The organism is Streptomyces sp. NPDC047453 (genome assembly GCF_040643155.1).
Classification (GTDB): domain Bacteria; phylum Actinomycetota; class Actinomycetes; order Streptomycetales; family Streptomycetaceae; genus Streptomyces.
In genome coordinates this window covers 90,703-114,412 of sequence record NZ_JBEYTS010000006.1, presented here as the reverse complement: position 1 = coordinate 114,412, position 23,710 = coordinate 90,703, and the positions used below count along the sequence as shown (strand labels likewise).

Sequence of the window (23,710 nt, the reverse complement as noted above, 5' to 3'; positions counted from 1 at the left end):
GGGGGTGCCGGGACCACGGATGTCATGGGGGTCATGGGGGTCATGGGGGGACATGGAAAGGGGGCGTTGCGGGCCGCTCGTGGTGGCTCGCAACGCCCCCTGGCTTTCACCGGGGCACGGCTCAGGTCAGGACCTGCTCGGTCACGAGGCTGGAGAAGGAGGCCAGCCGGGTGTAGACACCCGGCTGGCCCGCCTCGGCGCAGCCGTTGCCCCAGGAAGTGATCCCTGCCAGGACGCCCCCGATGAGCAGGGGACCGCCGCTGTCGCCCTGGCAGGTGTCGACGCCGCCGGACGGGTATCCGGCGCAAACCATGTCGCTCGCGACGAAGTCGGAGCCGTAGGAGTCGCGGCATTCGGTGTCGGACACGACGGGCGCCGTCGCCATCCGCAACTGGTCGGAGGAGCCGCCGTTCTTGCCCGTGGTGCCCCAGCCCAGGATGCGGCCCGTCATGCCGGGCGCGTACACGCCGGTGCCGGTGGGGGAGACGTATGCCGCCGTGGCGTACGGCATCGGCTTGGCCAGGGTGAGCACGGCCACGTCGCCGCCGTTGACCGCGTCCGTGTAGCCGGGGTCGAACCAGATCCGGCTGACCTCGCCGACCGTGCCGTCGGTACCGCTGAGGTGGGTGCGCCCGCCCACCACCCGCACGTTGCCCGCGGTCTCGCCGACCACGCAGTGCGCGGCGGTGACGACCTTCGTTGGTGCGACCAGGGTGCCGCCGCAGAACTGGCCGCCGGTCGCGTCCGTGATCTGCATGACGAACGGGTACTCCGCCGTCGTGGTCGGCGTGCCGCCGACGACGGGCCGGGGGGCGGCGACCGCGGAGGGGGTGGTGGGCAGCGCGGCCGCGGCAGCGCCGAACGCGACCGCGGCGGCGGTCCGTCTGGCGCGGGTGAGGCCGAACATGCGTCTCCTCGGGGCAGGCCGGTGGGGGTCGCGCGGGCGGGTGGAGCACGGGAGCCGTGGGATCCGTGTTCGGACCCCGTGTGCCCGGGCGAGCGGCACGCCCCTTACGCTAGGTCCGGGCCCACCCTCCTCCAATGAGGGAACCCCCTAAGGGAGTTGGGCAGGGAAAACCCTCGGTCCCTCCCGGTGGTCCCACGGTGGCCCCCCGGTGGTCCCCGCTCGTCCCGCGGCGCCTTCCGGTACCGCCCTCACCGGCGTCCACCCGGACAGTCAACCCGCGCCGCGCTCACTTCGCGCGCCGGCCTGCCGCCAGTCGGACGATGTCGACGCGCGAACGGATCCCCAGCTTGCGGTAGACCCGGGTCAGGGTCGCCTCCACCGTCTTGACGCTGATGAACAGCCGCGCGGCGATCTCCCGGTTCGTCGCGCCCTCCATGACCAGCGCCGCCACCTGGCGCTCCATCGCCGCCAGTCCGTCCAGCGCCGCCGGGGCAACCTCCGCCTGCTGCTTGGGACGGGCGGCGGCGGCCTCCTCCACCCGGCGCAGCCACGGCAGCGCGCGGCAGCGCCGGAACAGCCGCGCCGCCTCGTCGTACGACGTCGGCCCCGGCACGGTGGCCGTCCCTGCCCGGCCGACTCCCAGGGCCGGGGCGAGGGTGCGCAGCCGAGCCAGCGCGAACGCGGCGCGGGCCTCCTCCAGACCGTTGCCGAGCTTCGCCAGCCGGTCCTGTGCGGACGTCAACTGGGCCACGGCCGCGTCCTGGTCGCCGCGGGCCGCCCGCACCTGCGCCTCGGACCGGTCGAGTACGGCCAGCACGCTCTCGCGGCCGAGCCGCAGCGCGTGCTCGCGGGCCACGTCGATGACGCGCTGGGCCTCGGCCCGTTCCCCGGTCCGCACCAGGGCCTCCGCGAGGTCGCCGTGCCAGCGGCCGCGCGCCGGATCGGTGATGCCGAGCCCCAGCTCCAGCTCCCGCACCCGGCGCAGCGCCGTCACGGCAGCCTGGTCGTCCCCGGCCACCAACCGGGCGTGCCCCAGGGCGGTCAGGGCGCGCGAGAGATACATCTGGTCGCCGTCCTCCTCGGCGTGCCCCACCGCCTCCCGGGCCAGTGCGAGCGCCCGGTCGGTGCTGCCGCCGGAGGCCTCGGCCAGGGAGGCCAGGGTGGCCGAGGCGCTCTCGCCGATGCCGGTGTCCCGGGCCATCCGCAGACTCTCGCGGGACAGGTCCAGGGCCCGGCCGCAGTGGCCGGAGCGCAGTTCGGTCTCGGCGAGCAGGCGCAGGAAGTGCACCTCGCTCTCGACCATGCCGCGCCGCCGGACCTCGCGCAGCAGCGCGGTGATGGTCGCCCGGGCCTCGGCCAGCCGGTCGCTCATCAGCAGCCAGCGGTAGCGGGCCGAGCCGACGCCGTTGTGATGGCAGGCGACGTACGGGTGCTGAGGCTCCCGCAGCGCCCGCTTGATGGTGGCGGGGGCGTTGGGATGCCCCATCAGGGTCTCGGTGGAGGCCTGGAAGGCGAGTGCCATCAGCTCGGTGCGCCGGTCCCGGCCGCGCTCCGCCAGTTCGGCGGCGTGTGCGGCCTCCTGGCGGGCCTCGGCGAAGTCGCCCCCCACGACCAGTCCGCGCCAGGCCAGCTGGTAGTGGACCAGGGCGAGCAGCCGAGGGTCGTCGCCCGCGTCGGCGAGCGCCTGCGGGAAGACGGCGTCCACGTCCCCGAGGGCCTGGCCGGCCGACTCGATCACCACCATCCAGGCCCGGACCCGTTCGGCGGGCACGGTGGCCCGGGTCAGCACCTCGCGGGCGAGATCCCGGGCGAGGTCGACCTCGCCGGCCGTGATGGCGTCCTCGGCGGCCTGCAACCGCCGGCCGTCCGGGCCCGGCCCGCTGCCGGCCGGCGTGTGCCGGGCGGCGAGCAGGCCCAGCGAGGCGGCCACCGAGGGCGCCCCGCGGTCCCGCGCCAGCGCGGCGGCCTCGGCGAGCCGGGCGGCCACCTCCGGGTCGGTGCCGGTGGTGGCCAGCGCCAGGTGCCGGGCCCGCTCGATGGGGTCGGGGGCGGCGGTCGCCAGCGCGGCGTGGGCGGCACGCCGCTCCTGGGCGGGGGCCTCCGCGTACAGCGCGGCCGATATCAGCGGGTGCGCGAACCGTACGGCGGGACCTTCCGGCTCGGTGGCCAGCAGCCCCAGTTCGGCGGCCTGCGCGCACTCGGCCTCGGCGTTGCCGCGGCCGGCCGCGTGCAGCAGGGCGGGGGTGGGGCGGGCGCCGGCACTGGCCACCAGCAGGGTGCGCCGGGCCTCGTCCGACAGCATCTCCAGCCGGCTCAGGACGAGGGCGCGCAGCGAGGTCGGCACCGGCAGCGGCTCGCCCGGCCGGGGCGGGGTGGGGCTCTCGGCCAGGGCGCGGCCCAGCTCCAGTGCGAACAGGGGGTTGCCGCCGCTGGTGCGGTGGATGTCGCGGACCGTGGAGCGGGGCAGGCCGGCGTAGCCGCGGTGGCCGAGCAGGGCGGAGACCTGGGTGCGGGTCAGCGGGCCAAGTCGGACGGAGAGGGTGTCGGGCGGGCAGGCGCGCAGGTGGCGGTGGTACTCCTCCTCCTCGGTCCGCACCGCGCACAGCATCTGCACGGGTGTCTCGCCGAGGCGCCGGGCGGCGAAGCCGAGCAGTTCGGCGCTGGCCGAGTCCAGCCACTGGAGGTCGTCGGCGACGATCAGGACCGGGCCTTTCGCGGCGAGCGCGCGCAGCGTGGAGAGCACGGCCAGGCGCAGGGCGAGGCCGTCGCGCTGGAGGGTGGACTCGCCGCGGCCGGTGAGCGCCGACTCCAGCGCGGTGTGCTGGGCGGCGGGCAGCTTGCCGGACACCTCGTCCAGGACCAGGCCGAAGAGGTCGGCCAGGGCGAGGAAGGGCAGGTGGGATTCGGACTCGGTGGCGGAGCAGCGCAACACGGTGCGGGCGTTCGGGGCATATTCCGCGGCCAATGCCCGCAGCACCGTCGACTTTCCTATTCCGGCCGGCCCGTGCAGCAGCACACTCCCACCGTGCGCGAGCTGCTCCCGCGCCGCCGCGGACGGCTCCTCCTGGCCGATGACCAGCTCGGAACGGCAGCTCGCAGGGCCCTTGAAGTCCCGTCGCACGGTCACCGCTCCCCTCGAGTGTCGTGTTCGGGCCAAATTCTAGGCAACCCGCCCGTGAATTTCGGACAGCCGGGGTGGTGAGGGAAATAACAGCGCCCGGAGCAGGCCCATATTCAAAGCACCACTGAATGAATACGCCCCCACGAGCAGATCCCTCCGACGGTACCGCCGCCATACCACCACCAACACTCCACGCGTCGGCCTTCCTGCCCCGGCCACCGGCCCCCTACGAAAGCCGGGCCCGCCGGTGCGTGCCGGGGGCTCGACCTCGGCCGGAGGAGGACCCGTGTGGGGTGCGTGTCCCCGCCGGTCCCCCAGAGGCCTGCCCCCGGCCGGTGCCGGCAGCCCGCCCACGGGCTGCGCCCGAGTTTCCGGGCCGTGCCCGTTCACCGGGCTGCGCCCGCTTCCGTGGCGGGTCAAGGCCCCCTGCCCCTACGGCAGTACCCCCGCTCGGCGGGCCGTTGCCACTGCCTCGCCCCTGGTGTGGGCGCCCAGTTTGCGCATGGCTGCGCGGAGGTAGCTCTTGACGGTTTCCGGGCTCAGGCCCAGGCGGGTCGCCGCGGCGGCGTTGGTCGCGCCGGCGGCGACGCAGGTCAGGACGTCGATCTCGCGGGGGGCCAGGCTCACGCCCGCCACCGGCGTGGCCGCCGTGGTCAGCAGACCGCAGGCGTTCAGGAGTTCGGCGCGCAGGCCGGGGTCGGAGATCCGGGGGGCCAGGGCGCGCAGGGCCGCGTGGGCCTCGCGGACCTGCTCCCAGGCGACCCCGTCCGCGGGGTCCGGGGCGGCCGCCGCACGGGACGCCGCCAGCAGGTCCCGCGCCTGTTCCTCCGCCACCAGCGCCTGCTCCACGTCCCGCGCCGCCTCCACGGCCGCGCTCAGCGTCCGGTCGCCCAGCGGTTGGGCCGTGCGCAGCGCGCCATAGAGCACGCCGCGCACCCGGCGCCGTACGACCACCGGCACGGCCAGCACCGAGCGCAGCCCCTCCGCGGCGACCGGGACGTCGTACTCGTGGCTGATCCGCGGGGACAGCGAGTAGTCCGTGACCGCGCACGGGCGGGCGAGCGCCACCGCCTTGCCGCCGAGCCCGTTGCCCGAGCTCACCGCGAGCGCCCTGAGCGCGAGCGTCGTCGTGCCGGTCAGCTCGCTGATCCGCACCCGCGGCCGGCCCGGCTCGACCAGGCCCCCGAAGGCGACCGGGAGGCCCGTCGCACGCCGCAGCCGTACCAGCGCACCACGGATCTCCGCCGCCCCGGACGCATTCGCTCTCACCCGCTCGCCCCTTCGCCGTGGACCGTCATGGACCTTCCCACTCACCACACCCCCGTTCGGGGGTAGTGAGACGCACATCACGGATTACACGATGGCAGAGAGCCGCCCGGCAATGGTCCGGGACCAAGGAGGACAGATGACGACGGCGACGGAGCGCTTCCGCAGGGCACGGGACTTCCTGCTGGAACACCGTGAGGACTACGCCACCGCCTACGCCGGCTTCGAGTGGCCCCGCCCCTCCCACTTCAACTGGGCACTGGACTGGTTCGACGCCGTTGCCGAGGGGAACGACCGCACCGCCCTGCACATCGTCGAGGAGGACGGCACCGAGACCCGCCTCTCCTTCGCCGAGATGTCCGAGCGTTCCAGCCGCGCGGCGAACTGGCTGCGCGACCGAGGTGTCGCCGCCGGGGACCGCATCCTCGTCATGCTCGGCAACCAGGCCGAGTTGTGGGAGACCGCGCTCGCCGCGATGAAGCTGCGCGCGGTCGTCATCCCCGCCACCCCGCTGCTGGGCCCCGCCGACCTGACCGACCGCGTCGAACGCGGCCGGGTCAAGCAGGTGATCGCACGCGCCGCCGACACCGCCAAGTTCGCCGACGTCCCCGGCGCCTACACCCGTATCTCGGTCGGCGGTCTGCCGGAGGAGGGCTGGGAGCCCTACGAGGACGCGTACGCCGCCCCCGCCGCGTTCGTCCCGGACGGGCCCACCCTCGCCGACGACCCGCTGATGCTGTACTTCACCTCGGGCACCACGGCCCGCCCCAAGCTGGTGGAGCACACCCATGTCTCGTACCCCGTCGGGCACCTGGCGACCATGTACTGGATCGGCCTGAAGCCGGGGGACGTGCACCTGAACATCTCCTCGCCCGGCTGGGCCAAGCACGCCTGGTCGAACCTGTTCGCGCCGTGGAACGCCGAGGCGACCGTCTACATCCACAACTACACCCGCTTCGACGCCGCCCGCCTGATGGCCGAGATGGACCGCGCGGGCGTCACCACCTTCTGCGCCCCGCCGACCGTGTGGCGCATGCTGATCCAGGCCGACCTCACCCAGATGCGGACCCCGCCCCGCGCGGCCGTGGCCGCGGGCGAGCCGCTGAACCCCGAGGTCATCGAGCAGGTCCGGCGCGCCTGGGGCGTGACCATCCGGGACGGCTTCGGGCAGACCGAGACCGCCGTGCAGGTCTCCAACAGCCCCGGCCAGCCGCTGAAGACCGGCTCCATGGGACGGCCCAGCCCCGGCTACCGCGTCGAACTGCTCGACCCGGTGTCCGGCGCGCCCGGCGCCGCCGAGGGCGAGATCGCGCTCGACCTGTCCGCACGCCCGGTCGGCCTGATGACCGGCTACCACGGCGACCCGGACCGCACCGCGGAGGCGATGGCCGGCGGCTACTACCGGACGGGAGACGTCGCCTCCAGGGACGAGGAGGGATACCTGACGTACATCGGGCGGTCCGACGACGTCTTCAAGGCCTCCGACTACAAGATCAGCCCGTTCGAGCTGGAGAGCGCCCTGCTGGAGCACGAGGCGGTGGCCGAGGCTGCGGTCGTGCCCGCGCCGGACCCGCTGCGCCTGGCGGTGCCGAAGGCGTACGTCGTCCTCGCCGAGGGCTGGGAGCCCGGCACCGGCACCGCGAAGGTGCTCTTCGAGCACTCCCGGGAGGTGCTCGCCCCCTACAAGCGCATCCGCCGCCTGGAGTTCGGCGAACTGCCCAAGACCGTCTCCGGCAAGATCCGCCGGATCGAGCTGCGCGAGGCCACGGCCGAGGGCTCGGCGAACGAGTACCGCGAGGAGGACTTCCGGTGAGCGAATTCCAGGCGACTGAACTGTCCTACGCCCACGGAACCAGCGGCACCCCGCTGCTGGGTGACACCATCGGCGCCAACCTCGACCGGGCGGTCGCCGCCTTCGGCGACCGCGAGGCTCTCGTCGACGTGTCCTCCGGACGCCGCTGGACCTACGCCGAGTTCGGCGCCGCCGTCGACGAGGTGGCGCGCGGACTGCTCGCCAAGGGCGTGTCCAAGGGCGACCGGGTCGGGATCTGGGCGGTCAACTGCCCCGAGTGGGTGCTCGTCCAGTACGCCACCGCGCGCATCGGCGTGATCATGGTGAACATCAACCCGGCCTACCGGGCCCATGAGGTGGAGTACGTGCTCCGGCAGGCCGGCATCTCGCTGCTGGTCGCCTCGCAGGCCCACCGGAGCACCGACTACCGGGCGCTGGTCGAGCAAGTTCGCGTCAAGTGCCCCGAGTTGCGGGAGACCGTCTACATCGGTGACCCGTCGTGGGACGCGCTGACGGCCGCCGGCGCCGATGTGACGGTGGAACAATTGACAGCGATACAGGTTGGGTTGAGTTGTGACGACCCCGTCAACATCCAGTACACCTCGGGCACCACGGGCTTCCCCAAGGGCGCCACCCTCTCCCACCACAACATCCTCAACAACGGCTACTGGGTGGGCCGTACGGTCGGCTACACCGAACGGGACCGGATCTGCATCCCCGTGCCGTACTACCACTGCTTCGGCATGGTGATGGGCAACCTGGCGGCGACCTCGCACGGCGCGTGCATGGTCATCCCGGCGCCGTCCTTCGAGCCGAAGGCCACCCTGGAGGCCGTGCAGCAGGAGCGCTGCACCTCGCTGTACGGGGTGCCCACGATGTTCATCGCCGAGCTGAACCTCCCCGACTTCGCGTCGTACGACCTCACCTCCCTGCGCACCGGCATCATGGCGGGCTCGCCCTGCCCGGTGGAGGTGATGAAGCGGGTGGTCGCCGAGATGCACATGGAGGAGGTCTCCATCTGCTACGGCATGACCGAGACCTCGCCGGTCTCCCTGCAGACCCGGATGGACGACGACCTCGAACACCGCACCGGCACGGTCGGCCGCGTACTGCCGCACCTGGAGGTCAAGGTCGTCGACCCGGCCACCGGAGTCACCCAACCCCGCGGCACGGCAGGCGAGTTGTGCACCCGCGGCTACAGCGTGATGCTCGGCTACTGGAACGAGCCCGAGAAGACCGCCGAGGCCGTCGACCCGGGCCGCTGGATGCACACCGGCGACCTGGCGGTGATGCGCGAGGACGGGTACGTCGAGATCGTCGGCCGGATCAAGGACATGATCATCCGCGGCGGCGAGAACATCTACCCGCGCGAGATCGAGGAGTTCCTCTACGGCCACCCGAAGATCCGCGATGTCCAGGTGGTCGGCGTGCCGCACGAGAAGTACGGCGAGGAGGTGCTGGCCTGCGTCATCCCGGTGGACGCGGCCGATCCGCTGACCCTGGAGGACCTGCGGGCCTTCTGCGAGGGCCGGCTGGCCCACTACAAGATCCCCAGCCTGCTGCGGGTCCTGGACTCCTTCCCGATGACCGTCTCCGGGAAGGTGCGCAAGATCGAACTCCGCGAGAAGTACGCCCTGTGAGCGGACGGCCGGCGCCTCGGGCACCTGTGGTGCGCGGGGCGCCGGCCGTGCGGTTCACCGGCTGCGGGGTGCCCTCGCCATCGACATCCAGGACGGCGGCCTGGAAGGAACAGCCCGCCGAACGCCTCGATCTGCAGGCTCTCGATCGCCTCGGGCCGGGCTGGATGGTCCTGGCTCCGCTCCTTCAGAGGCTGCGGGCGGTGATGTCGCCCTGTGAGGTGGTGGCGCGGATGTCGAGTTCGACGGTGCCGTCGTTCTTGAGGGAGTTGCTGACGCGGCCGTAGCCGGTGCCGGCGTCCAACGCGGCCGAGACGCCGCGGGCGGCGGCGACCGAGATGTCGCCGGACTGGGTGCGGAGCACGACCGTGCCGCGCACGGCCTCGGTGATCCGGATGTCGCCCCTCGCGGTGCTGATCTCCGCGGGGCCGCCGAGCCGGCCGACCTCGACATCGCCGTCGATCGCGGTGATGCGGACGCTCGCGGCCTCGTCGATCTTGATCTGGCGGTACGCGCCTTCGAAGACGACGTCACCGAGACGGCCGACGCCGCGGAGCTCGGAACCGGCGGCCTTGCCCTCGACGCGGGAGCCGGCGGGCAGTTGGACGGTGACCTCCAGGGATCCGGACGGGCCGAAGACCTGGTTCTTGGGCTCGGGGGTGTGGACCCGCAGGACGCCGTCGGTGTAGGCGACGGTGGTCTGCTCGGCGGTCTGGACGTCGCGCTTCTTGGAGGGGTTGGCGGGCAGGACCTCGACGGTGGTGTCGGCGCGGTCGGCGGCGATGAACTGGACGCGTCCGGCGGGGATGTCCAGGACGGCGGAGATCGGGGCGGGGGTGTCGAACTTCTGCATCATGCTCTCCCGTGCTCGCTCGTTGTTTCCGATGTCAGAAACGCTACGTTGCTTTTCAAAAACCATCAACGTATTCGTTGCACAGAATCGGCATCTGTGCAGGCAGGAGCCTGGAAACTGTTGCAACGGTCTCGCCGGTAACGCAACGGCGGCTGCCCTGGTCGTTGCAATGGGCGATGAGTGAACGCTAGGGTGAGGGTGAGGGCGGGGACCGCCACGAAGGATCACCAAGGAGATCGCGATGCCGGGAGGCAGGCTCACCCAGCAGGAACGCCGGCAGATCGCGCTGGGGCTGGCCGACAGCCTCCCCTACGCCGAGATCGCCCGCCGCCTCGACCGTCCGACCTCGACGGTCACGCGTGAGGTGATGCGCAACGGCGGCCCCACCGCCTACCGTGCCGACCTGGCCCACCGCGCCACCGAACGCCGCGCTCGCCGGCGCGGGCCCGCCCCGTCCCGTGGGCCGGAGTCGGTCCCCCAGCCGCACGGACGCGACGCCGGGGCCGTGGCCGAGTACGAGGAAACGCTCACCACCGTCCTCATGGCCTCGGGCCTGCCCAGGATGACGGCCCGGGTGCTGACCTGCCTGTTCACCACCGACGCCGGCAGTCTCACCGCGTCCCAGCTCGCCCAGCGCCTCCAGGTCAGCCCGGCGTCCATCTCCAAGGCGATCGCCTTCCTGGAGAGTCAGAGCCTCGTCCGCCGAGAACGCGACGAACGCCGCCGCGACCGCTACATCGTCGACGACGAACTCTTCTACCAGGCGACGATCGCCAGCGCTCGATCCAACGACCAGCTCGTCGAGACCGCACGCCAAGGCGTCACCGTCCTCGGCCCCCACACCCCGGCGGCCACCCGCCTGGAGAACATCGCCCGCTTTCTCGACTTCATCAGCGAGAGCATCACCCGCGCTGCCGAGCAGGCTCGCGAGGTCCTCCACACCAAACCCGGAATGACCTCGAACGACTCCGCTCGGCCAGGTCCGGGCCACGAATAGACAGCCGTCCAGCAGACGGCCGTCTCGAACGTCACAGCCGGCGGCTCCGCCCCGGTCGCGCAGGCGCGCGGCCGGGGCGGAGCCGTACGCACGTGTGCGCGGCGGAAGGTCGGACGGCGCGGCGGGGTGCTCCCGGGCGTGGCTCATTCGGGGGCGTCGCGCCGGGGGTGGCGGTCGGGGGGCGTCTCGTGGGGCTCCGCCGAACCCCCGCCTGCCCGGGGTTTCCGCCACCCGAGGCCGCCCCTTGCCCACTCTTGACGCACTTTGCGGGCCGCACTTACATTGCTTCCAGATCGTAGAAAGTAATTTCCGCTATACGGAAGAACCACAACCGCGGGGCGCGACGGGCGTGCGAATCCGACAGCCGAAGACAGCCGAAGCAGGAGAACTCGATGGCTCGTATGACCGCTGCCCGTGCGGCAGTTGAGATCCTCAAGCGCGAGGGCGTCACCGCCGCGTTCGGTGTGCCGGGCGCCGCGATCAACCCCTTCTACGCGGCGCTCAAGGCGTCCGGCGGTATCAACCACACCCTCGCCCGCCATGTGGAGGGCGCCTCGCACATGGCCGAGGGATACACGAGGACCCACGCGGGCAACATCGGCGTCTGCATCGGCACTTCCGGCCCCGCCGGCACCGACATGATCACCGGCCTGTACTCGGCCACCGGGGACTCCATCCCGATCCTGTGCATCACGGGCCAGGCCCCCACCGCCGTGATCCACAAGGAGGACTTCCAGGCCGTCGACATCGCCTCCATCGCCAAGCCGGTGACCAAGATGGCCGTCACCGTCCTGGAGGCCGCACAGGTCCCCGGCGTTTTCCAGCAGGCCTTCCACCTGATGCGCTCCGGCCGTCCCGGCCCGGTCCTGATCGACCTGCCGATCGACGTCCAGCTCACCGAGATCGAGTTCGACCCGGAGACGTACGAGCCGCTGCCCGTCTACAAGCCGGCCGCGACCCGCGCCCAGGTCGAGAAGGCGATCGCGCTGCTCAACGAGTCCGAGCGGCCGCTGATCGTCGCGGGCGGCGGTGTCATCAACGCCGACGCGGACGAACTCCTCGTGGAATTCGCCGAGCTGACGGGCACTCCGGTCGTCCCGACCCTGATGGGCTGGGGCGTCCTGCCCGACGACCACGAGCTGAACGCGGGCATGGTCGGCCTCCAGACCTCGCACCGCTACGGCAACGCGACCTTCCTGGAGTCCGACTTCGTCCTCGGCATCGGCAACCGCTGGGCCAACCGCCACACCGGCAAGCTGGACGTCTACACGGCCGGCCGGAAGTTCGTCCACGTCGACATCGAGCCCACCCAGATCGGCAAGATCTTCGCCCCGGACTACGGCATCGCCTCCGACGCCAAGGCCGCGTTGGAGCTGTTCGTCGAGGTGGCGCGGGAGCTGAAGGCGGCCGGACGGCTGCCCGACCGCTCAGCCTGGGCCGCCGCCGCGCAGGAGAAGCGGGCGAAGCTGCAGCGCCGTACGCACTTCGACGACATCCCGATCAAGCCGCAGCGCGTCTACGAGGAGATGAACAAGGCCTTCGGCCCGGAGACCCGGTACGTCTCCACCATCGGCCTCTCGCAGATCGCCGGCGCCCAGATGCTGCACGTCTTCAAGCCGCGGCACTGGATCAACTGCGGCCAGGCCGGGCCGCTCGGCTGGACCATCCCGGCCGCGCTCGGTGTCGCCAAGGCCGACCCGGAGGCGTCCGTCGTCGCACTCTCCGGCGACTACGACTTCCAGTTCATGATCGAGGAGCTGGCGGTCGGCGCGCAGCACAAGATCCCCTACGTCCATGTGCTGGTCAACAACTCCTACCTGGGCCTGATCCGCCAGGCGCAGCGGGCCTTCGACATCGACTTCCAGGTCAACCTGGAGTTCGAGAACATCAACTCGCCCGAGCTGGGCGTCTACGGCGTCGACCACGTCAAGGTCGCCGAGGGCCTGGGCTGCAAGGCGATCCGGGTGACCGACCCCAATGAGCTCGGCGCCGCCCTCGAGGAGGCCAAGAAGCTCGCCGCCGAGCACCGGGTGCCGGTCGTCGTCGAGGCGATCCTGGAGCGCGTCACCAACATCTCGATGTCGGGCACCAACGACATCGGCAACGTCGTCGAGTTCGAGGAAGTGGCCACGGAGCCCGGCCACGCCCCGACCTCCATCAGGACGCTGAAGGTCTGAGGCACGGACGCCGATCGAAGGGGGCGGCCCGCCCGCAGGGGGCCGTCCCTTTCGTGCTGTCCCCATGCTGTTCCGGCGTACCTCGGTACCGTCACACGGAGGCGCAGCTGAAGCCGCCCGAGCCGCCGCCGCCCCAGGACTGCCGCAGCTCCCGTTCGGTCGTCCCGCCCCGCCCGAGGAGTCCTGCCTCCCGCGCGAAGCGCGGCACGAGCCGGGTCAGCGCCCGGTCCCCGTACAGGGCCACGGCCAGCAGCCGGTCGTCGAACGACAGGCCCCTTCCGTTCGCGGGCAGCGGATGCCGGTTCCGCAGGTCCCGCAGGGTCCGCCGGCCGGCCCGGGTGCGCCCGGGCGGGAAGACGCGCAGCAGCCCGGCGACGGTGAGTTCGTAGCGCAGGTCGATCAGCGCGAGGGCGACGGGCTCCCGGTCCAGCAACTGCCGCATGCCCGCGGGGCGGTAGAGAGCGGCGTGCACGGTCTTCGTCAGGTGGGGCAGGGAGGGGAGATCCGCCCCCGCGCCGTGGGCCGGCCCCGTGGCGCGCATCGTGCCGCCGCGTCCGGGTTTGACGGCTCCCCGCGCCTGCAGAGCGAGCACGGCGACCGTGACGGCGGCGCGGCGGCCGCCCCGTAGAAACGCGATCTCGTGCGGCGCGAGCCGGTTCGTTGCGTCACTGTCCATGGCACCCCCAGCGGCCGGAACACGGGGCCCCGCCGCCCCCGTACCGGCGGGCCCCGTCGAGGAGAACGTGCCCGCACCCGGGCCTACCCGATACCTGCCGCCCCTACTTCAGAGCATGATTTGAGCAAGCCGTACCCGCGGTACGCCCACTGCGGTAGACACCCCGGCCGCTCGTCCTCCGGCCCGTCCGGCCGTCCGGCGGTCCGGCTGCTCCGCGCGTTCAGGTGTCGTCGTTTTCCGGTAGGCCCGGCCAGGCCTCGGGGCCGCCGCCCTGCCATTCGATGAGGTCGCTCTCCTCCACCTCTACGCGGTCCAGGTCGGCCAGTCGGAGGATTTCGATCACGTCGTCCAGGTGGGACGCGAGTCCGAGGGTCACGTCGCCCTCGGTCACCCGCCGGGAGCCGTCCAGGGCCGGTGCGTGCACCACGATGTGCGGATACTTCGTGGGGTTGTCCATGTCCTCAGCCTCCTGGTCCTCAGCCTCCTGCGCCGGTCCCCGGTCCGCACCCCGGGGACACCGGGACCGGGTGGAGGGGACCGGGTGGACGACGAGGAGCGCCGGACCCGGGTTCCGACCGGGGTCCGGCGCTCCTCCTCCGGTCCGCTTGGTTGCCGTCCGACGGCGCGAGACTGGGCGCGACAGGACATTCGCGCCGCCGGACGGGATCGGGGGCCTCGCGGCAGAACCGTTCTGCGCGAGGCGGGTGGCAGGGACCGCGGCGGGTGCGACGGCTCCGGGACGCCCTCCCTCCGGTCGGGAGAACGCTCCGTCGCCTTCACCACCGCACTGGCTCGCACGCCGCCGCGGTCCACGCGCCCGCACGGCCATCGGACGGCCACCCCTCATCCGGGTCGTCCGACGGCCCGGGCGGGCCGTATGCGTACGGGGTCCGGGGCATGACCTCCCGGCGGACCCCGTACGCGGCTCTTGGTGTCACTCCTCGCGCAGGGCGGGTACCGCCTCCTCCACGCGCCTGCCGTAGTCCGGGTCGGCGGCGTGGAAGTGCGCGAGGTTCTTCTCGATCACGTCGTCGCGGGAGACCTGCGAGAGGCCGCCGGCGATGTTCGCGACCAGACGCCGCTTCTCCTCCTCGGACATCAGCCGGTACAGCTCGCCGGCCTGGAAGAAGTCGTCGTCCTTGGTGTGCGGGGGCGCCGCGTGGGTGCCCGTGTGGCCCGTCACCGCCAGCGGGGCCGACAGCGGACGGCCGGTCTCGACGGGTCCGTCGTAGGAGTTCGGCTCGTAGTTCTTGGCGTACCGGCCCTGGGAGTTGGACGCCATGAGGCCGTCACGGCCGTAGTTGTCCGCGCCACCGGGCACGGCCTTCGGGGCGTTCACCGCGAGCTGGGTGTGGTTGACGCCCAGGCGGTAGCGGTGGGCGTCGGCGTAGGCGAACAGCCGCCCCTGGAGCATCTTGTCCGGCGACGGGCCGACGCCCGGCACGAAGTTGTTCGGGGAGAACGCGGCCTGCTCGACCTCGGCGAACACGTTGTCCGGGTTGCGGTCCAGGACCAGCCGGCCCACCCGCCGCAGCGGGTAGTCCTTGTGCTGCCAGACCTTGGTCACGTCGAAGGGGTTGAAGCGGTAGTCGGCCGCCTCGGCCGCCGGCATGATCTGGACGTACAGCGTCCAGGACGGGTGCACCCCGCGCTCGATCGCCTGGAGCAGGTCCGTCTGGTGGGAGGCCGGGTCCGTGCCCGCGATCTCCTGCGCCTGCTCGGTGGACAGGCAGCGGATGCCCTGGTTGGTCTTGAAGTGGTACTTGACGAAGAAGGCCTCGCCGTCGGCGTTCGTCCACTGGTAGGTGTGCGAGCCGTAGCCGTTCATGTGGCGGTACGAGGCAGGGATGCCGCGGTCGCCCATCAGCCAGGTCACCTGGTGCGTGGCCTCGGGCGAGTGTGCCCAGAAGTCCCAGACGTTGTCCGGCTCCTGACGGCCCGTGAACGGGTCGCGCTTCTGCGAGTGGATGAAGTCGGGGAACTTCACCGGGTCCTTGACGAAGAACACTGGCGTGTTGTTGCCGACGAGGTCGTAGTTGCCCTCCTCGGTGTAGAACTTCACCGCGAAACCGCGCGGGTCGCGCACCGCGTCCGCGCCGCCGAGGGAGTCCGCCACCGTGGAGAAGCGCGCGAACACCTCGGTGCGCTTGCCGACCGTGCTCAGGAAGTCGGCGTGGGTGTAGCCGGTGACGTCGTCGGTCACCTCGAAGTGGCCGTGGGCGCCGGAGCCGCGGGCGTGCACCACGCGCTCCGGGATGCGCTCGCGGTTGAAGCGCGCCAGCTTCTCCAGCAGGTGCTGGTCCTGGAGGAGGAGGGGGCCGCCGATACCGGCGGAGGCGGAGTTCTGGTTGTCGGCGACCGGGGCGCCGGACTCGGTCGTGAGGACGCGCTTCGACATCAGGGACCTTCCGTACAGAGGAGCAGCGGAAATACGTTTCCGCTTCGTGGAGTTTCCGCTGGCGTGGAGCCTAGGATCGGTGTGATCGGCGCGTCAACAGTTTGTTGAACAAGAGGTGGTGGATCCGGACGGCGCCGCCGCCTGGGCGCGACATGACTGGTGTCGGCGGCGGCGCCGTCCGGAGGTCTGGGGTCCGTCAGACCTGGGCGCCCGACAGGCGCTCCACGGCCCGCAGCAGGGCCGAGTGGTCCAGGCCGCCGTCGCCCTGTGCGCGCAGGGAGGCCACCAGCTGGGCGACCACCGCGCCGACGGGCAGGGCGGCACCGACGGTGCGGGCCGCGTCCGTCACGATGCCCATGTCCTTGTGGTGCAGGTCGATGCGGAAGCCCGGCTTGAAGTCCCGCTGGAGGAAGTTGTCCTTCTTCCGCGTCAGCACGGTCGAGCCGGCCAGGCCGCCGTTGAGGACGTCCAGCGCCGCCTTCAGGTCCACGCCCGACTTCTCCAGGAAGACCACGGCCTCGGCGCACGCCTGGATGTTCACGGCGACGATCAGCTGGTTGGCGGCCTTCACGGTCTGGCCGGAGCCGTGCGGGCCGCACAGCACGATGGTCTTGCCCAGGACGTCGAAGAGCGGCTTGGCCGTCTCGAAGTCGGCCTGCTCGCCGCCGACCATGATCGACAGCACCGCCTCGACGGCGCCTGCCTCACCGCCGGAGACGGGGGCGTCCAGGACGCGGATGCCCTTGTCCTTGGCGGCGGCGGCCAGGTCGATCGAGGTCTGCGGGGTGATCGAGGACATGTCGATCAGCAGCGCGCCGGAGCGCGCGTTCTCCAGGATGCCGTCCGGGCCGTACGCGATGGCCTCGACCTGCGGCGACGCGGGCACCATCGTGATGATCACGTCGGCGTCCCGGACCGCCTCGGCGATCGAGCCCGCCGCGGTGCCGCCCGCGGCGGCCAGCCGGTCCAGCTTCGCCTGCTCCAGCGTGTAGCCGGTGACGTCGTAGCCCGCCTTGATCAGGTTCTCGGACATGGGGGAGCCCATGATGCCGAGGCCGACCCAGGCAACCTTGGGGAGGGTGGTGGTCATGTGCGGGTGCCTCTCTAACTTCTGTGCTGCGTCTGGGAGTCGGGGCCCTGGAAGGTGCCCGGGCTGGTCAGCGGGCCGCTCGGGCCCCGGCCGGCAGCCACGCGAAGGCCTCGGCACTCGGCCTGTCGCCCGGCTTGTACTCCAGGCCGACCCAGCCGTCGTAACCGGCCTTCCCCAGCTGGTCGAGGAGGTCCTCCAGCGGGAGCGAGCCCGTGCCGGGCGCGCCGCGGCCGGGGTTGTCGGCGATCTGGACGTGGCCGGTCCGCGCGGCGTACCGCTCGATCACCGACGGCAGGTCCTCGCCGTTCATGGACAGGTGGTACAGGTCCATCAGGAACCTGGCGTTGCCGAGGCCCGACGCCGCGTTCACCTTGTCCACCACCTCGACGGCGGCGGGCGCGCTCACCAGCGGGTACAGCGGTGACTCCGGCTTGTTCAGCGCCTCGATCAGCAGGATCGCGCCGATCCGGTCGGCGGCCCGGGCCGCGAGGACCAGGTTGTCCAGCGCGAGCGCGTCCTGCTCGGCCGGGTCCACACCCTCGACCCGGTTGCCGTACAGGGCGTTCAGGGCCGTGCAGCCGAGGGACCGGGCGAGGTCCGCGGCCACGTCGATGTTGGCGCGGAACCTCTCCGACTCCTCACCGGGGACGGACAGTGCGCCGCGGTCGGGGCCCGGGAGCTTGCCCGCGTAGAAGTTCAGGCCGGTGAGTTGTACGCCCGCGTCCTCGATCGCCTTCTTGAGGGCATCGGTCTCGGAACGCTCCGGGGTGGGGGAGTCGATCCACGGCCACCACAGTTCGACCGCGGTGAAGCCGGCCGCGGCGGCGGCCGCCGGCCGCTCCAGGAGCGGGAGTTCCGTGAAGAGGATCGACAGGTTGACGTTGAAGCGCTGGTCTGCGAATCCCATCAGGGCCGCGCTCCCTTCCGTTGTCGCCGTATTCCGTATAGCGGAAGTTTGTTTCTGCGTAATGGAAGACTGCCGGGGGTGTCGCGGCTTGTCAAGAGGGTGTGGGCTCCTGTGTGGATCCCGGTCGCCGGGACTGCCCCGAAAGTGGCCCGCGCGTTAGGTTGTGCGCGTGCGATTGAGAGTGGAGTTCACGACCGAACCCTTCGACCTGGACGAGGCCCCCGCGCACGCGGTGGTGGCGCGGGAGGTCGTCGAGGCCGCCGAACTGGACGCCGTGGACGTCGGCCCGTTCGGCAACACGGCCGAGGGGGGTGCCGACGCCGTCCTGGACGCCGTGGACGCCCTGCTGCGCAGGACCCTCGGGGCCGGCGCCACCCGGATCTCCCTTCAGGTCACCGTGATCGGGGAGGGTGTCAGGTGATCGGGGAGGAGCCCTTCATCGCGGCCCTGAAGCCGCTGGTCGACGCGATCGGCGGCCGGATGCTCCCGCCCGACGAGGCCGGCCCCGACGACGTCGTGCTCTCCTGGGAGGGCGCCGTCGCCGTCGCCGTACGCCTGCCGCAGCTCGCCGACTCGCTGGACCACATCCTGGCCGCCATGGAGCGCAGGCAGGGCATGCCGCTCGCGGACCTGGACCGCAAGGCCAAGCAGGAGGTCGTGCGGGTGTTGGAGGCGCGCGGCGCCTTCTCCGTCCGGCACGGAGTGGAGACCGTGGCGAGCGCGCTGGGCGTCAGCCGCTTCACCGTCTACAACTACCTCAACCGCGACAAGCAGGGCTGAGCCGCCGCCGGGCCCGGCGTCCCGGAATTTTCAACAAACTGTTGACGCGATGTTCGTCAGGGCGTTAGCTATCCGCAGCCCGTTCAACGCGAAGGCCGTCAACAGCCCACGGAGGCTCCCGTGACTTCGACCTCAACGCCACCGGGCCTCGCCCGATTCAACGCCCTCCCCGAAGACGCGGCCCGAACCGCCCTTCTGGAGGCGTGCGCCAGCACGGCGTGGGCCGAGCGGCTGCTGGCGGCCCGGCCCTGCGAGACCCCCGACGACCTCGAAGCCGCGAGCGACGCCGCCATGGCGGAGCTGACCCCCGCGGACCTCGGGGAGGCGATGGCCGGCCACCCGCCGATAGGCCGTCCCAAGCCCGGCGACCCGGCCTCGGCGCGCGAACAGCGCGGTATGGCCGGCGCCTCCGAGGAACTCAAGGCCGAGATGCTCGACCTCAACCTGGCCTACCAGGACAAGTTCGGCCACGTCTTCCTCATCTGCGCCACCGGCCGGACCGGCGAGCAGATGCGCGACGCGCTCAAGGAGCGGATCGGCAACGCGCCGGAGCAGGAACGCGAGATCGTCCGCAGCGAACTGGGGAAGATCAACCGCATCCGGCTCGCCCGACTGCTCGCAGACGCCTGAGAAGACGCCCGAAGAGGAAACCATGAGCACCGAGACCACCGCCTCCGTGTCCACGCACATCCTGGACACCTCCGCCGGCCGCCCCGCCCAGGGCGTCGCCGTCCACATCCTGGCCCGTTCGGGCCGAGCCGCCCATTACGGGCAGGGGGGAGACTGGCAGGCGCTCGGCGGATCCTCGACCGACGCCGACGGGCGGTGCAAGGACCTTCCGGCGCCGCCGGAGGGGACCACCCACGTACGGCTCGAGTTCGCCGTGGAGCCGTACTTCGCCGAGAAGCAAGCCGATGCGCAGCAGGACGCCCCCGCGAATCGGGACAGCGGTGCACGGTCCGTGTTCTTCCCGGAAGTGGCGATCACCTTCGCCGTCGTACCGGGCGAGCACTACCACGTACCGCTGCTGCTCAACCCGTTCGGCTACTCCGTTTACCGAGGGAGCTAGCTACACATGACCACCAATTCCCGCCCTGCCCGCCCTGTGGTTCTGGGACAGAACCAGTACGGCAAGGCCGAGAACCGAGTCGTCAGGATCACGCGGGACGGCGCCACCCACCACATCAAGGACCTCAACGTCTCCATCGCCCTCTCCGGCGACATGGAGGACGTCCACTACTCCGGCTCCAACGCCAACGTCCTGACGACCGACACCACCAAGAACACGGTGTTCGCGTTCGCCAAGGAGCACGGCATCGAGTCGGCCGAGCAGTTCGGCATCCACCTCGCCCGCCACTTCGTCACCTCGCAGGACTCCATCCACCGGGCCCGCATCCGCATCGAGGAGTACGCCTGGGAGCGGATCGGGACCTCCGACGCCAACTCCAAGTTCATCGGCGCCGACGAGGTCCAGCACTCCTTCGTCCGCAAGGGCCAGGAGACCCGGCTCACTCAGATCACCTTCGACGGTGAGAACTGGGAGATCGTCTCCGGCCTCAAGGGCCTGACCGTGATGAACTCGACCAACTCCGAGTTCTGGGGCTTCGTCAAGGACAAGTACACCACCCTCAAGGAGGACTACGACCGCATCCTGGCCACGGACGTCTCCGCCCGCTGGCGGTTCAACTGGACCGACGACGAGCAGAAGGCGCCGAACTGGGAGAAGTCCTACGAGCAGGTGAAGAAGCACATGCTCCAGGCGTTCGCCGAGACGTACTCCCTGTCGCTCCAGCAAACGCTGTACCAGATGGGCGCCCGCATCATCAACAACCGCAGCGAGATCGACGAGGTCCGCTTCTCCCTCCCGAACAAGCACCACTTCCTGGTGGACCTGGAGCCGTTCGGGCTGAAGAACGACCGCGAAGTCTACTTCGCCGCCGACCGGCCCTACGGGCTGATCGAGGCCACCGTGCTCCGGGACGGCTGCGAGGCACGGATCCCGGTCGACATGACCAACCTCTGACGCGGGACGCGCGCCACCGGACCCGCTCCGGACCGGTGGCGCGCCACACCGGAGGGAACGAAATGGCACTGCCTGCTCAAGGGCCCGTCGAAGGCCCGTGTTCCACCCCGCCGGTGCACACCGAGGACGCCGTCACGTCCGTGCACCCGGTCGACGAGAAACTCCACCCCTCGCGGCTCGTCCCCGCCGCACTCCAGCACATCGCCGCCATGTACGCGGGCGTTGTCACCCCTCCGCTCATCATCGGCCAGGCCTGCGGACTCGACATCGCGGGCCGCACCCGGCTCATCGCCGCCAGCCTGCTGATCGCCGGCGTCGCGACGATCCTCCAGACCATCGGCGTCAGGCAACTCGTGGGCAACCGCCTGCCGTTCGTGAACGCCGCCTCCTCGGCCGGTATCGCCCCCATCCTCGCCATCGCCGAGAACAACGCCAAGGGCCACCAACTCCCCGCGATCTACGGCGCGGTGATGGTCGCCGGCGCCTTCTGCCTGGCCGTCGGCCCGTTCTTCGGACGGCTGCTGAAGTTCTTCCCGCCACTGGTCACCGGCGTGGTGATCACCCTCATCGGGGTCACCCTGATGCCCGTGCCCGTCGGCTGGGCGCAGGGCGGTGACAAGACCGCCGCCGGCTTCGGCTCCATGAGGAACCTCGCCCTCGCCGCGTTCACCCTCGCGGTCATCCTGCTGACCCAGCGCTTCGGCAAGGGCTTCGTCAAGCAGGTCGCCCTGCTGTTCGGACTGCTCATCGGCACCCTGGCCGCCCTCCCGTTCGGCATGGCCGACTTCCGCGGCCTCGCGTCCGCCCCGGTCGCCGCGCTGCCCACCCCCTTCGCCTTCGGCGCCCCCGTCTTCCAGCCCGCGGCCATCCTGTCGCTGTGCATCGTGATGCTGGTGCTGATGACCGAGTCCAGCGCCGGCATGCTCGCCCTCGGCGAGATCTGCGACCGCCGCGCCGACGCCCGGACCATCACCCGCGGCCTGCGCACCGACGGCCTCGCCACCCTGCTCGGCCCCGTCTTCGGCGGCTTCCCCACCTCCGCCTTCGCTCAGAACGTCGGCGTCGTCTCACTGACCCGGGTACGCAGCCGCTACGTCGTCGCCGTCGCCGGCTCCGCCCTGCTGGTCCTCGGCGCCTTCCCGGTCCTCGGCGCGGTCGTCTCCCTGGTCCCCATGCCGGTCCTCGGCGGCGCGGGCATCGTGCTGTTCGGCTCGATCGCCGTCAGCGGCATCCGCACCCTGTCCGAGGCCGGACTGGACGACAGCTCCAACATCATCCTGGTCGCCGTGGCCCTCGGCGCCGGCATCATCCCGCTGGCCGCGCCCACCTTCTACACCCAGTTCCCCGCCTGGGCGCAGACCGTCCTCGGCTCCGGAATCAGCGCCGGCGCCATCGTCGCCGTCATGCTCAACCTGTTCTTCCACCACCTCGGCACCCGGAGCAGCACCGCTCCGGCACTCAAATCCTCCTAGGGTCCTGCCGTGCCCTCCCCGTGGACGCCCCACGTCCACGGGCCGCCACCAACGACAAGGAAGCGCAATGGCACCATCGGCAGCCCAGCGCATCGTCATCGAGAACTGCGCGATCGCGACCGTGGACGCGGACGACACCGAGTACGCCTCCGGACACCTCGTCCTCGCCGGCAACCGGATCGAGTCGGTCGGCGCGGGCAAGGCCCCCGACGGGCTGAAGGACGTGGTGCGCCGGATCGACGCGAGCGGCCATCTGGCCACGCCCGGTCTGGTCAACACCCACCACCACTTCTACCAGTGGATCACCCGGGGCCTGGCCACCGACCACAATCTGTTCGACTGGCTCGTAGCGCTCTACCCGACGTGGGCGCGCATCGACGAGGAGATGGTGTACGCGGCGGCCCAGGGGTCGCTGGCGATGATGGCCCGCGGCGGCGTCACCACCGCCATGGACCACCACTACGTCTTCCCGCACGGCTCCGGAGACCTGTCCGGCGCGATCATCCGGGCGGCCCGCGAGATGGGCGTGCGGTTCACCCTGGCCCGCGGGTCGATGGACCGCGGCGAGAAGGACGGCGGACTGCCGCCGGACTTCGCCGTGGAGACGCTCCAGGGCGCGCTCGACGCCACCGAGGAGACCGTCCGGCGGCACCACGACGCCTCCTTCGACGCCATGACGCAGGTCGCCGTCGCCCCCTGCTCCCCGTTCTCCGTCTCCACCGAACTGCTCCAGCAGGCCGCGCAGTTGGCCCGTCGGCTCGGCGTACGGCTGCACACCCACGGCTCGGAGACGGTCGAGGAGGAGAAGTTCTGCCACGAGTTGTTCGGCATGGGCCCCACCGACTACTTCGAGTCCACGGGCTGGCTGGGCGAGGACGTGTGGATGGCGCACTGCGTCCACATGAACGACTCCGACATCGCCGCCTTCGCCCGTACGAAGACCGGTGTGGCGCACTGCCCCTCCTCCAACGCCCGCCTGGCGGCCGGAATCGCCCGGGTCCCCGACATGCTGGCGGCCGGCGTCCCGGTCGGCCTCGGTGTCGACGGGACCGCCTCCAACGAGTCCGGCGAACTCCACACCGAACTGCGCAACGCCCTGCTGATCAACCGCCTCGGCGCACACCGCGAGGCGGCCCTGAACGCCCGCCAGGCGCTGCGCCTGGGCACCTACGGCGGCGCCCGGGTGCTCGGCCGGGCCGGCCAGATCGGCTCGCTGGAGCCAGGCAAGCTGGCCGACCTGGTGCTGTGGAGGATGGACACGCTGGCCCACGCCTCGATCGCCGACCCGGTGACCGCGCTGGTCCTCGGCGCGGCGGCACCGGTCACCGCCTCCTTCGTGGACGGGCGGCAGATCGTCGAGGACGGCCGGTTGCTGACCGCCGACGAGGAGGCGATCGCCCGTTCCACGCGGGCCGAAGCACAGCGGCTGGCGCGGATCACCGCGCAGAGCTGACCGACTGAGGAACTCCGGCCGGGAGGGACGGCTCCCGGCCGGTAGCCGTGGACCCGAGCGGGGTCCGCGGCGGGCCGGCTCCGGGGCGCGCTTGGACACGCGCCCCGGAACGGTCTCCGTTCGCCCCGCGGGCCTCACCGAGGGCCCGTCCCCGGTCCCGC

At 71.6% G+C, this 23,710-nt stretch carries 20 protein-coding genes; 11 read left to right on the top strand and 9 right to left on the bottom strand.

Features of this window, described 5'->3' with window-relative positions; genetic code table 11:
• Positions 1-121 precede the first annotated feature (121 nt).
• The 3 genes from ABZ818_RS08415 to ABZ818_RS08405 form a co-directional block, all read right to left on the bottom strand.
• Complete coding sequence (locus ABZ818_RS08415; protein ID WP_361412273.1) at positions 122-907, bottom strand: serine protease; 786 nt, start codon at positions 905-907, stop codon at positions 122-124.
• Positions 908-1,193: 286 nt separating this feature from the next.
• A complete protein-coding gene (locus ABZ818_RS08410) occupies positions 1,194-4,034 on the bottom strand; it encodes an AAA family ATPase (RefSeq protein ID WP_361412271.1) in 2,841 nt (946 codons plus the stop codon).
• 426 nt (positions 4,035-4,460) lie between these two features.
• The gene (locus tag ABZ818_RS08405; protein WP_361412269.1) at positions 4,461-5,297 is read right to left on the bottom strand and encodes a helix-turn-helix transcriptional regulator; all 837 of its coding nucleotides are present in this window, start codon (positions 5,295-5,297) and stop codon (positions 4,461-4,463) included.
• A gap of 136 nt (positions 5,298-5,433) precedes the next feature.
• Between ABZ818_RS08405 and ABZ818_RS08400 the strand changes: the two genes are divergently transcribed.
• Together ABZ818_RS08400 and ABZ818_RS08395 are read left to right on the top strand one after the other, a co-directional pair.
• On the top strand, positions 5,434-7,107 hold the full coding sequence (locus ABZ818_RS08400; RefSeq protein WP_361412267.1) for an AMP-binding protein: 1,674 nt from the start codon (positions 5,434-5,436) through the stop codon (positions 7,105-7,107).
• The gene (locus tag ABZ818_RS08395) at positions 7,104-8,726 is read left to right on the top strand and encodes an AMP-binding protein (protein ID WP_361412265.1); all 1,623 of its coding nucleotides are present in this window, start codon (positions 7,104-7,106) and stop codon (positions 8,724-8,726) included. The genes ABZ818_RS08400 and ABZ818_RS08395 overlap by 4 nt, the downstream gene beginning before the upstream one ends.
• 184 nt (positions 8,727-8,910) lie before the next feature.
• On the opposite strand, the gene ABZ818_RS08390 is transcribed toward ABZ818_RS08395, so the two are convergent.
• On the bottom strand, positions 8,911-9,576 hold the full coding sequence (locus ABZ818_RS08390) for a DUF4097 family beta strand repeat-containing protein (protein ID WP_361412468.1): 666 nt from the start codon (positions 9,574-9,576) through the stop codon (positions 8,911-8,913).
• A 241-nt stretch (positions 9,577-9,817) separates the two neighbouring features.
• On the opposite strand from ABZ818_RS08390, the gene ABZ818_RS08385 reads away from it, so the two are divergent.
• Positions 9,818-10,573, top strand: a complete 756-nt coding sequence (locus ABZ818_RS08385) for a helix-turn-helix domain-containing protein (RefSeq protein ID WP_361412263.1) — start codon at positions 9,818-9,820, stop codon at positions 10,571-10,573.
• 392 nt (positions 10,574-10,965) lie between these two features.
• A complete protein-coding gene (gene gcl, locus ABZ818_RS08380; RefSeq protein ID WP_361412261.1) occupies positions 10,966-12,750 on the top strand; it encodes a glyoxylate carboligase in 1,785 nt (594 codons plus the stop codon).
• A 91-nt stretch (positions 12,751-12,841) separates the two neighbouring features.
• On the opposite strand, the gene ABZ818_RS08375 is transcribed toward gcl, so the two are convergent.
• The 5 genes from ABZ818_RS08375 to ABZ818_RS08355 form a co-directional block, all read right to left on the bottom strand.
• Positions 12,842-13,426 carry a TIGR04222 domain-containing membrane protein gene (locus ABZ818_RS08375; RefSeq protein WP_361412259.1) on the bottom strand — a complete coding sequence of 195 codons (585 nt, stop codon included), beginning with the start codon at positions 13,424-13,426 and terminating at the stop codon, positions 12,842-12,844.
• 220 nt (positions 13,427-13,646) lie between these two features.
• Positions 13,647-13,883, bottom strand: a complete 237-nt coding sequence (locus ABZ818_RS08370) for a hypothetical protein (protein WP_361412257.1) — start codon at positions 13,881-13,883, stop codon at positions 13,647-13,649.
• 477 nt (positions 13,884-14,360) lie between these two features.
• Complete coding sequence (locus ABZ818_RS08365; protein WP_361412255.1) at positions 14,361-15,824, bottom strand: catalase; 1,464 nt, start codon at positions 15,822-15,824, stop codon at positions 14,361-14,363.
• 196 nt (positions 15,825-16,020) lie between these two features.
• Complete coding sequence (locus tag ABZ818_RS08360) at positions 16,021-16,914, bottom strand: 2-hydroxy-3-oxopropionate reductase (RefSeq protein ID WP_361412253.1); 894 nt, start codon at positions 16,912-16,914, stop codon at positions 16,021-16,023.
• A gap of 67 nt (positions 16,915-16,981) precedes the next feature.
• A complete protein-coding gene (locus ABZ818_RS08355; RefSeq protein ID WP_361412251.1) occupies positions 16,982-17,821 on the bottom strand; it encodes a TIM barrel protein in 840 nt (279 codons plus the stop codon).
• Between the two features lie 169 nt (positions 17,822-17,990).
• On the opposite strand from ABZ818_RS08355, the gene ABZ818_RS08350 reads away from it, so the two are divergent.
• The 7 genes from ABZ818_RS08350 (at position 17,991) to ABZ818_RS08320 (ending at position 23,549) form a co-directional block, all read left to right on the top strand.
• Complete coding sequence (locus ABZ818_RS08350) at positions 17,991-18,242, top strand: hypothetical protein (protein ID WP_361412249.1); 252 nt, start codon at positions 17,991-17,993, stop codon at positions 18,240-18,242.
• A complete protein-coding gene (locus ABZ818_RS08345) occupies positions 18,239-18,601 on the top strand; it encodes a helix-turn-helix domain-containing protein (protein ID WP_361412247.1) in 363 nt (120 codons plus the stop codon). The genes ABZ818_RS08350 and ABZ818_RS08345 overlap by 4 nt, the downstream gene beginning before the upstream one ends.
• A 120-nt stretch (positions 18,602-18,721) precedes the next feature.
• Complete coding sequence (gene uraD / locus ABZ818_RS08340; RefSeq protein WP_361412245.1) at positions 18,722-19,231, top strand: 2-oxo-4-hydroxy-4-carboxy-5-ureidoimidazoline decarboxylase; 510 nt, start codon at positions 18,722-18,724, stop codon at positions 19,229-19,231.
• Positions 19,232-19,253: 22 nt separating this feature from the next.
• A complete protein-coding gene (gene uraH, locus ABZ818_RS08335) occupies positions 19,254-19,670 on the top strand; it encodes a hydroxyisourate hydrolase (RefSeq protein ID WP_361412243.1) in 417 nt (138 codons plus the stop codon).
• Between the two features lie 6 nt (positions 19,671-19,676).
• A complete protein-coding gene (gene pucL, locus ABZ818_RS08330) occupies positions 19,677-20,624 on the top strand; it encodes a factor-independent urate hydroxylase (protein WP_361412241.1) in 948 nt (315 codons plus the stop codon).
• A gap of 62 nt (positions 20,625-20,686) precedes the next feature.
• Complete coding sequence (locus ABZ818_RS08325) at positions 20,687-22,096, top strand: nucleobase:cation symporter-2 family protein (protein ID WP_361412239.1); 1,410 nt, start codon at positions 20,687-20,689, stop codon at positions 22,094-22,096.
• A 67-nt stretch (positions 22,097-22,163) separates the two neighbouring features.
• Positions 22,164-23,549, top strand: coding sequence for an 8-oxoguanine deaminase (locus ABZ818_RS08320; protein WP_361412237.1), 1,386 nt, complete (start codon positions 22,164-22,166; stop codon positions 23,547-23,549).
• The last annotated feature ends 161 nt before the right edge of the window (positions 23,550-23,710 follow it).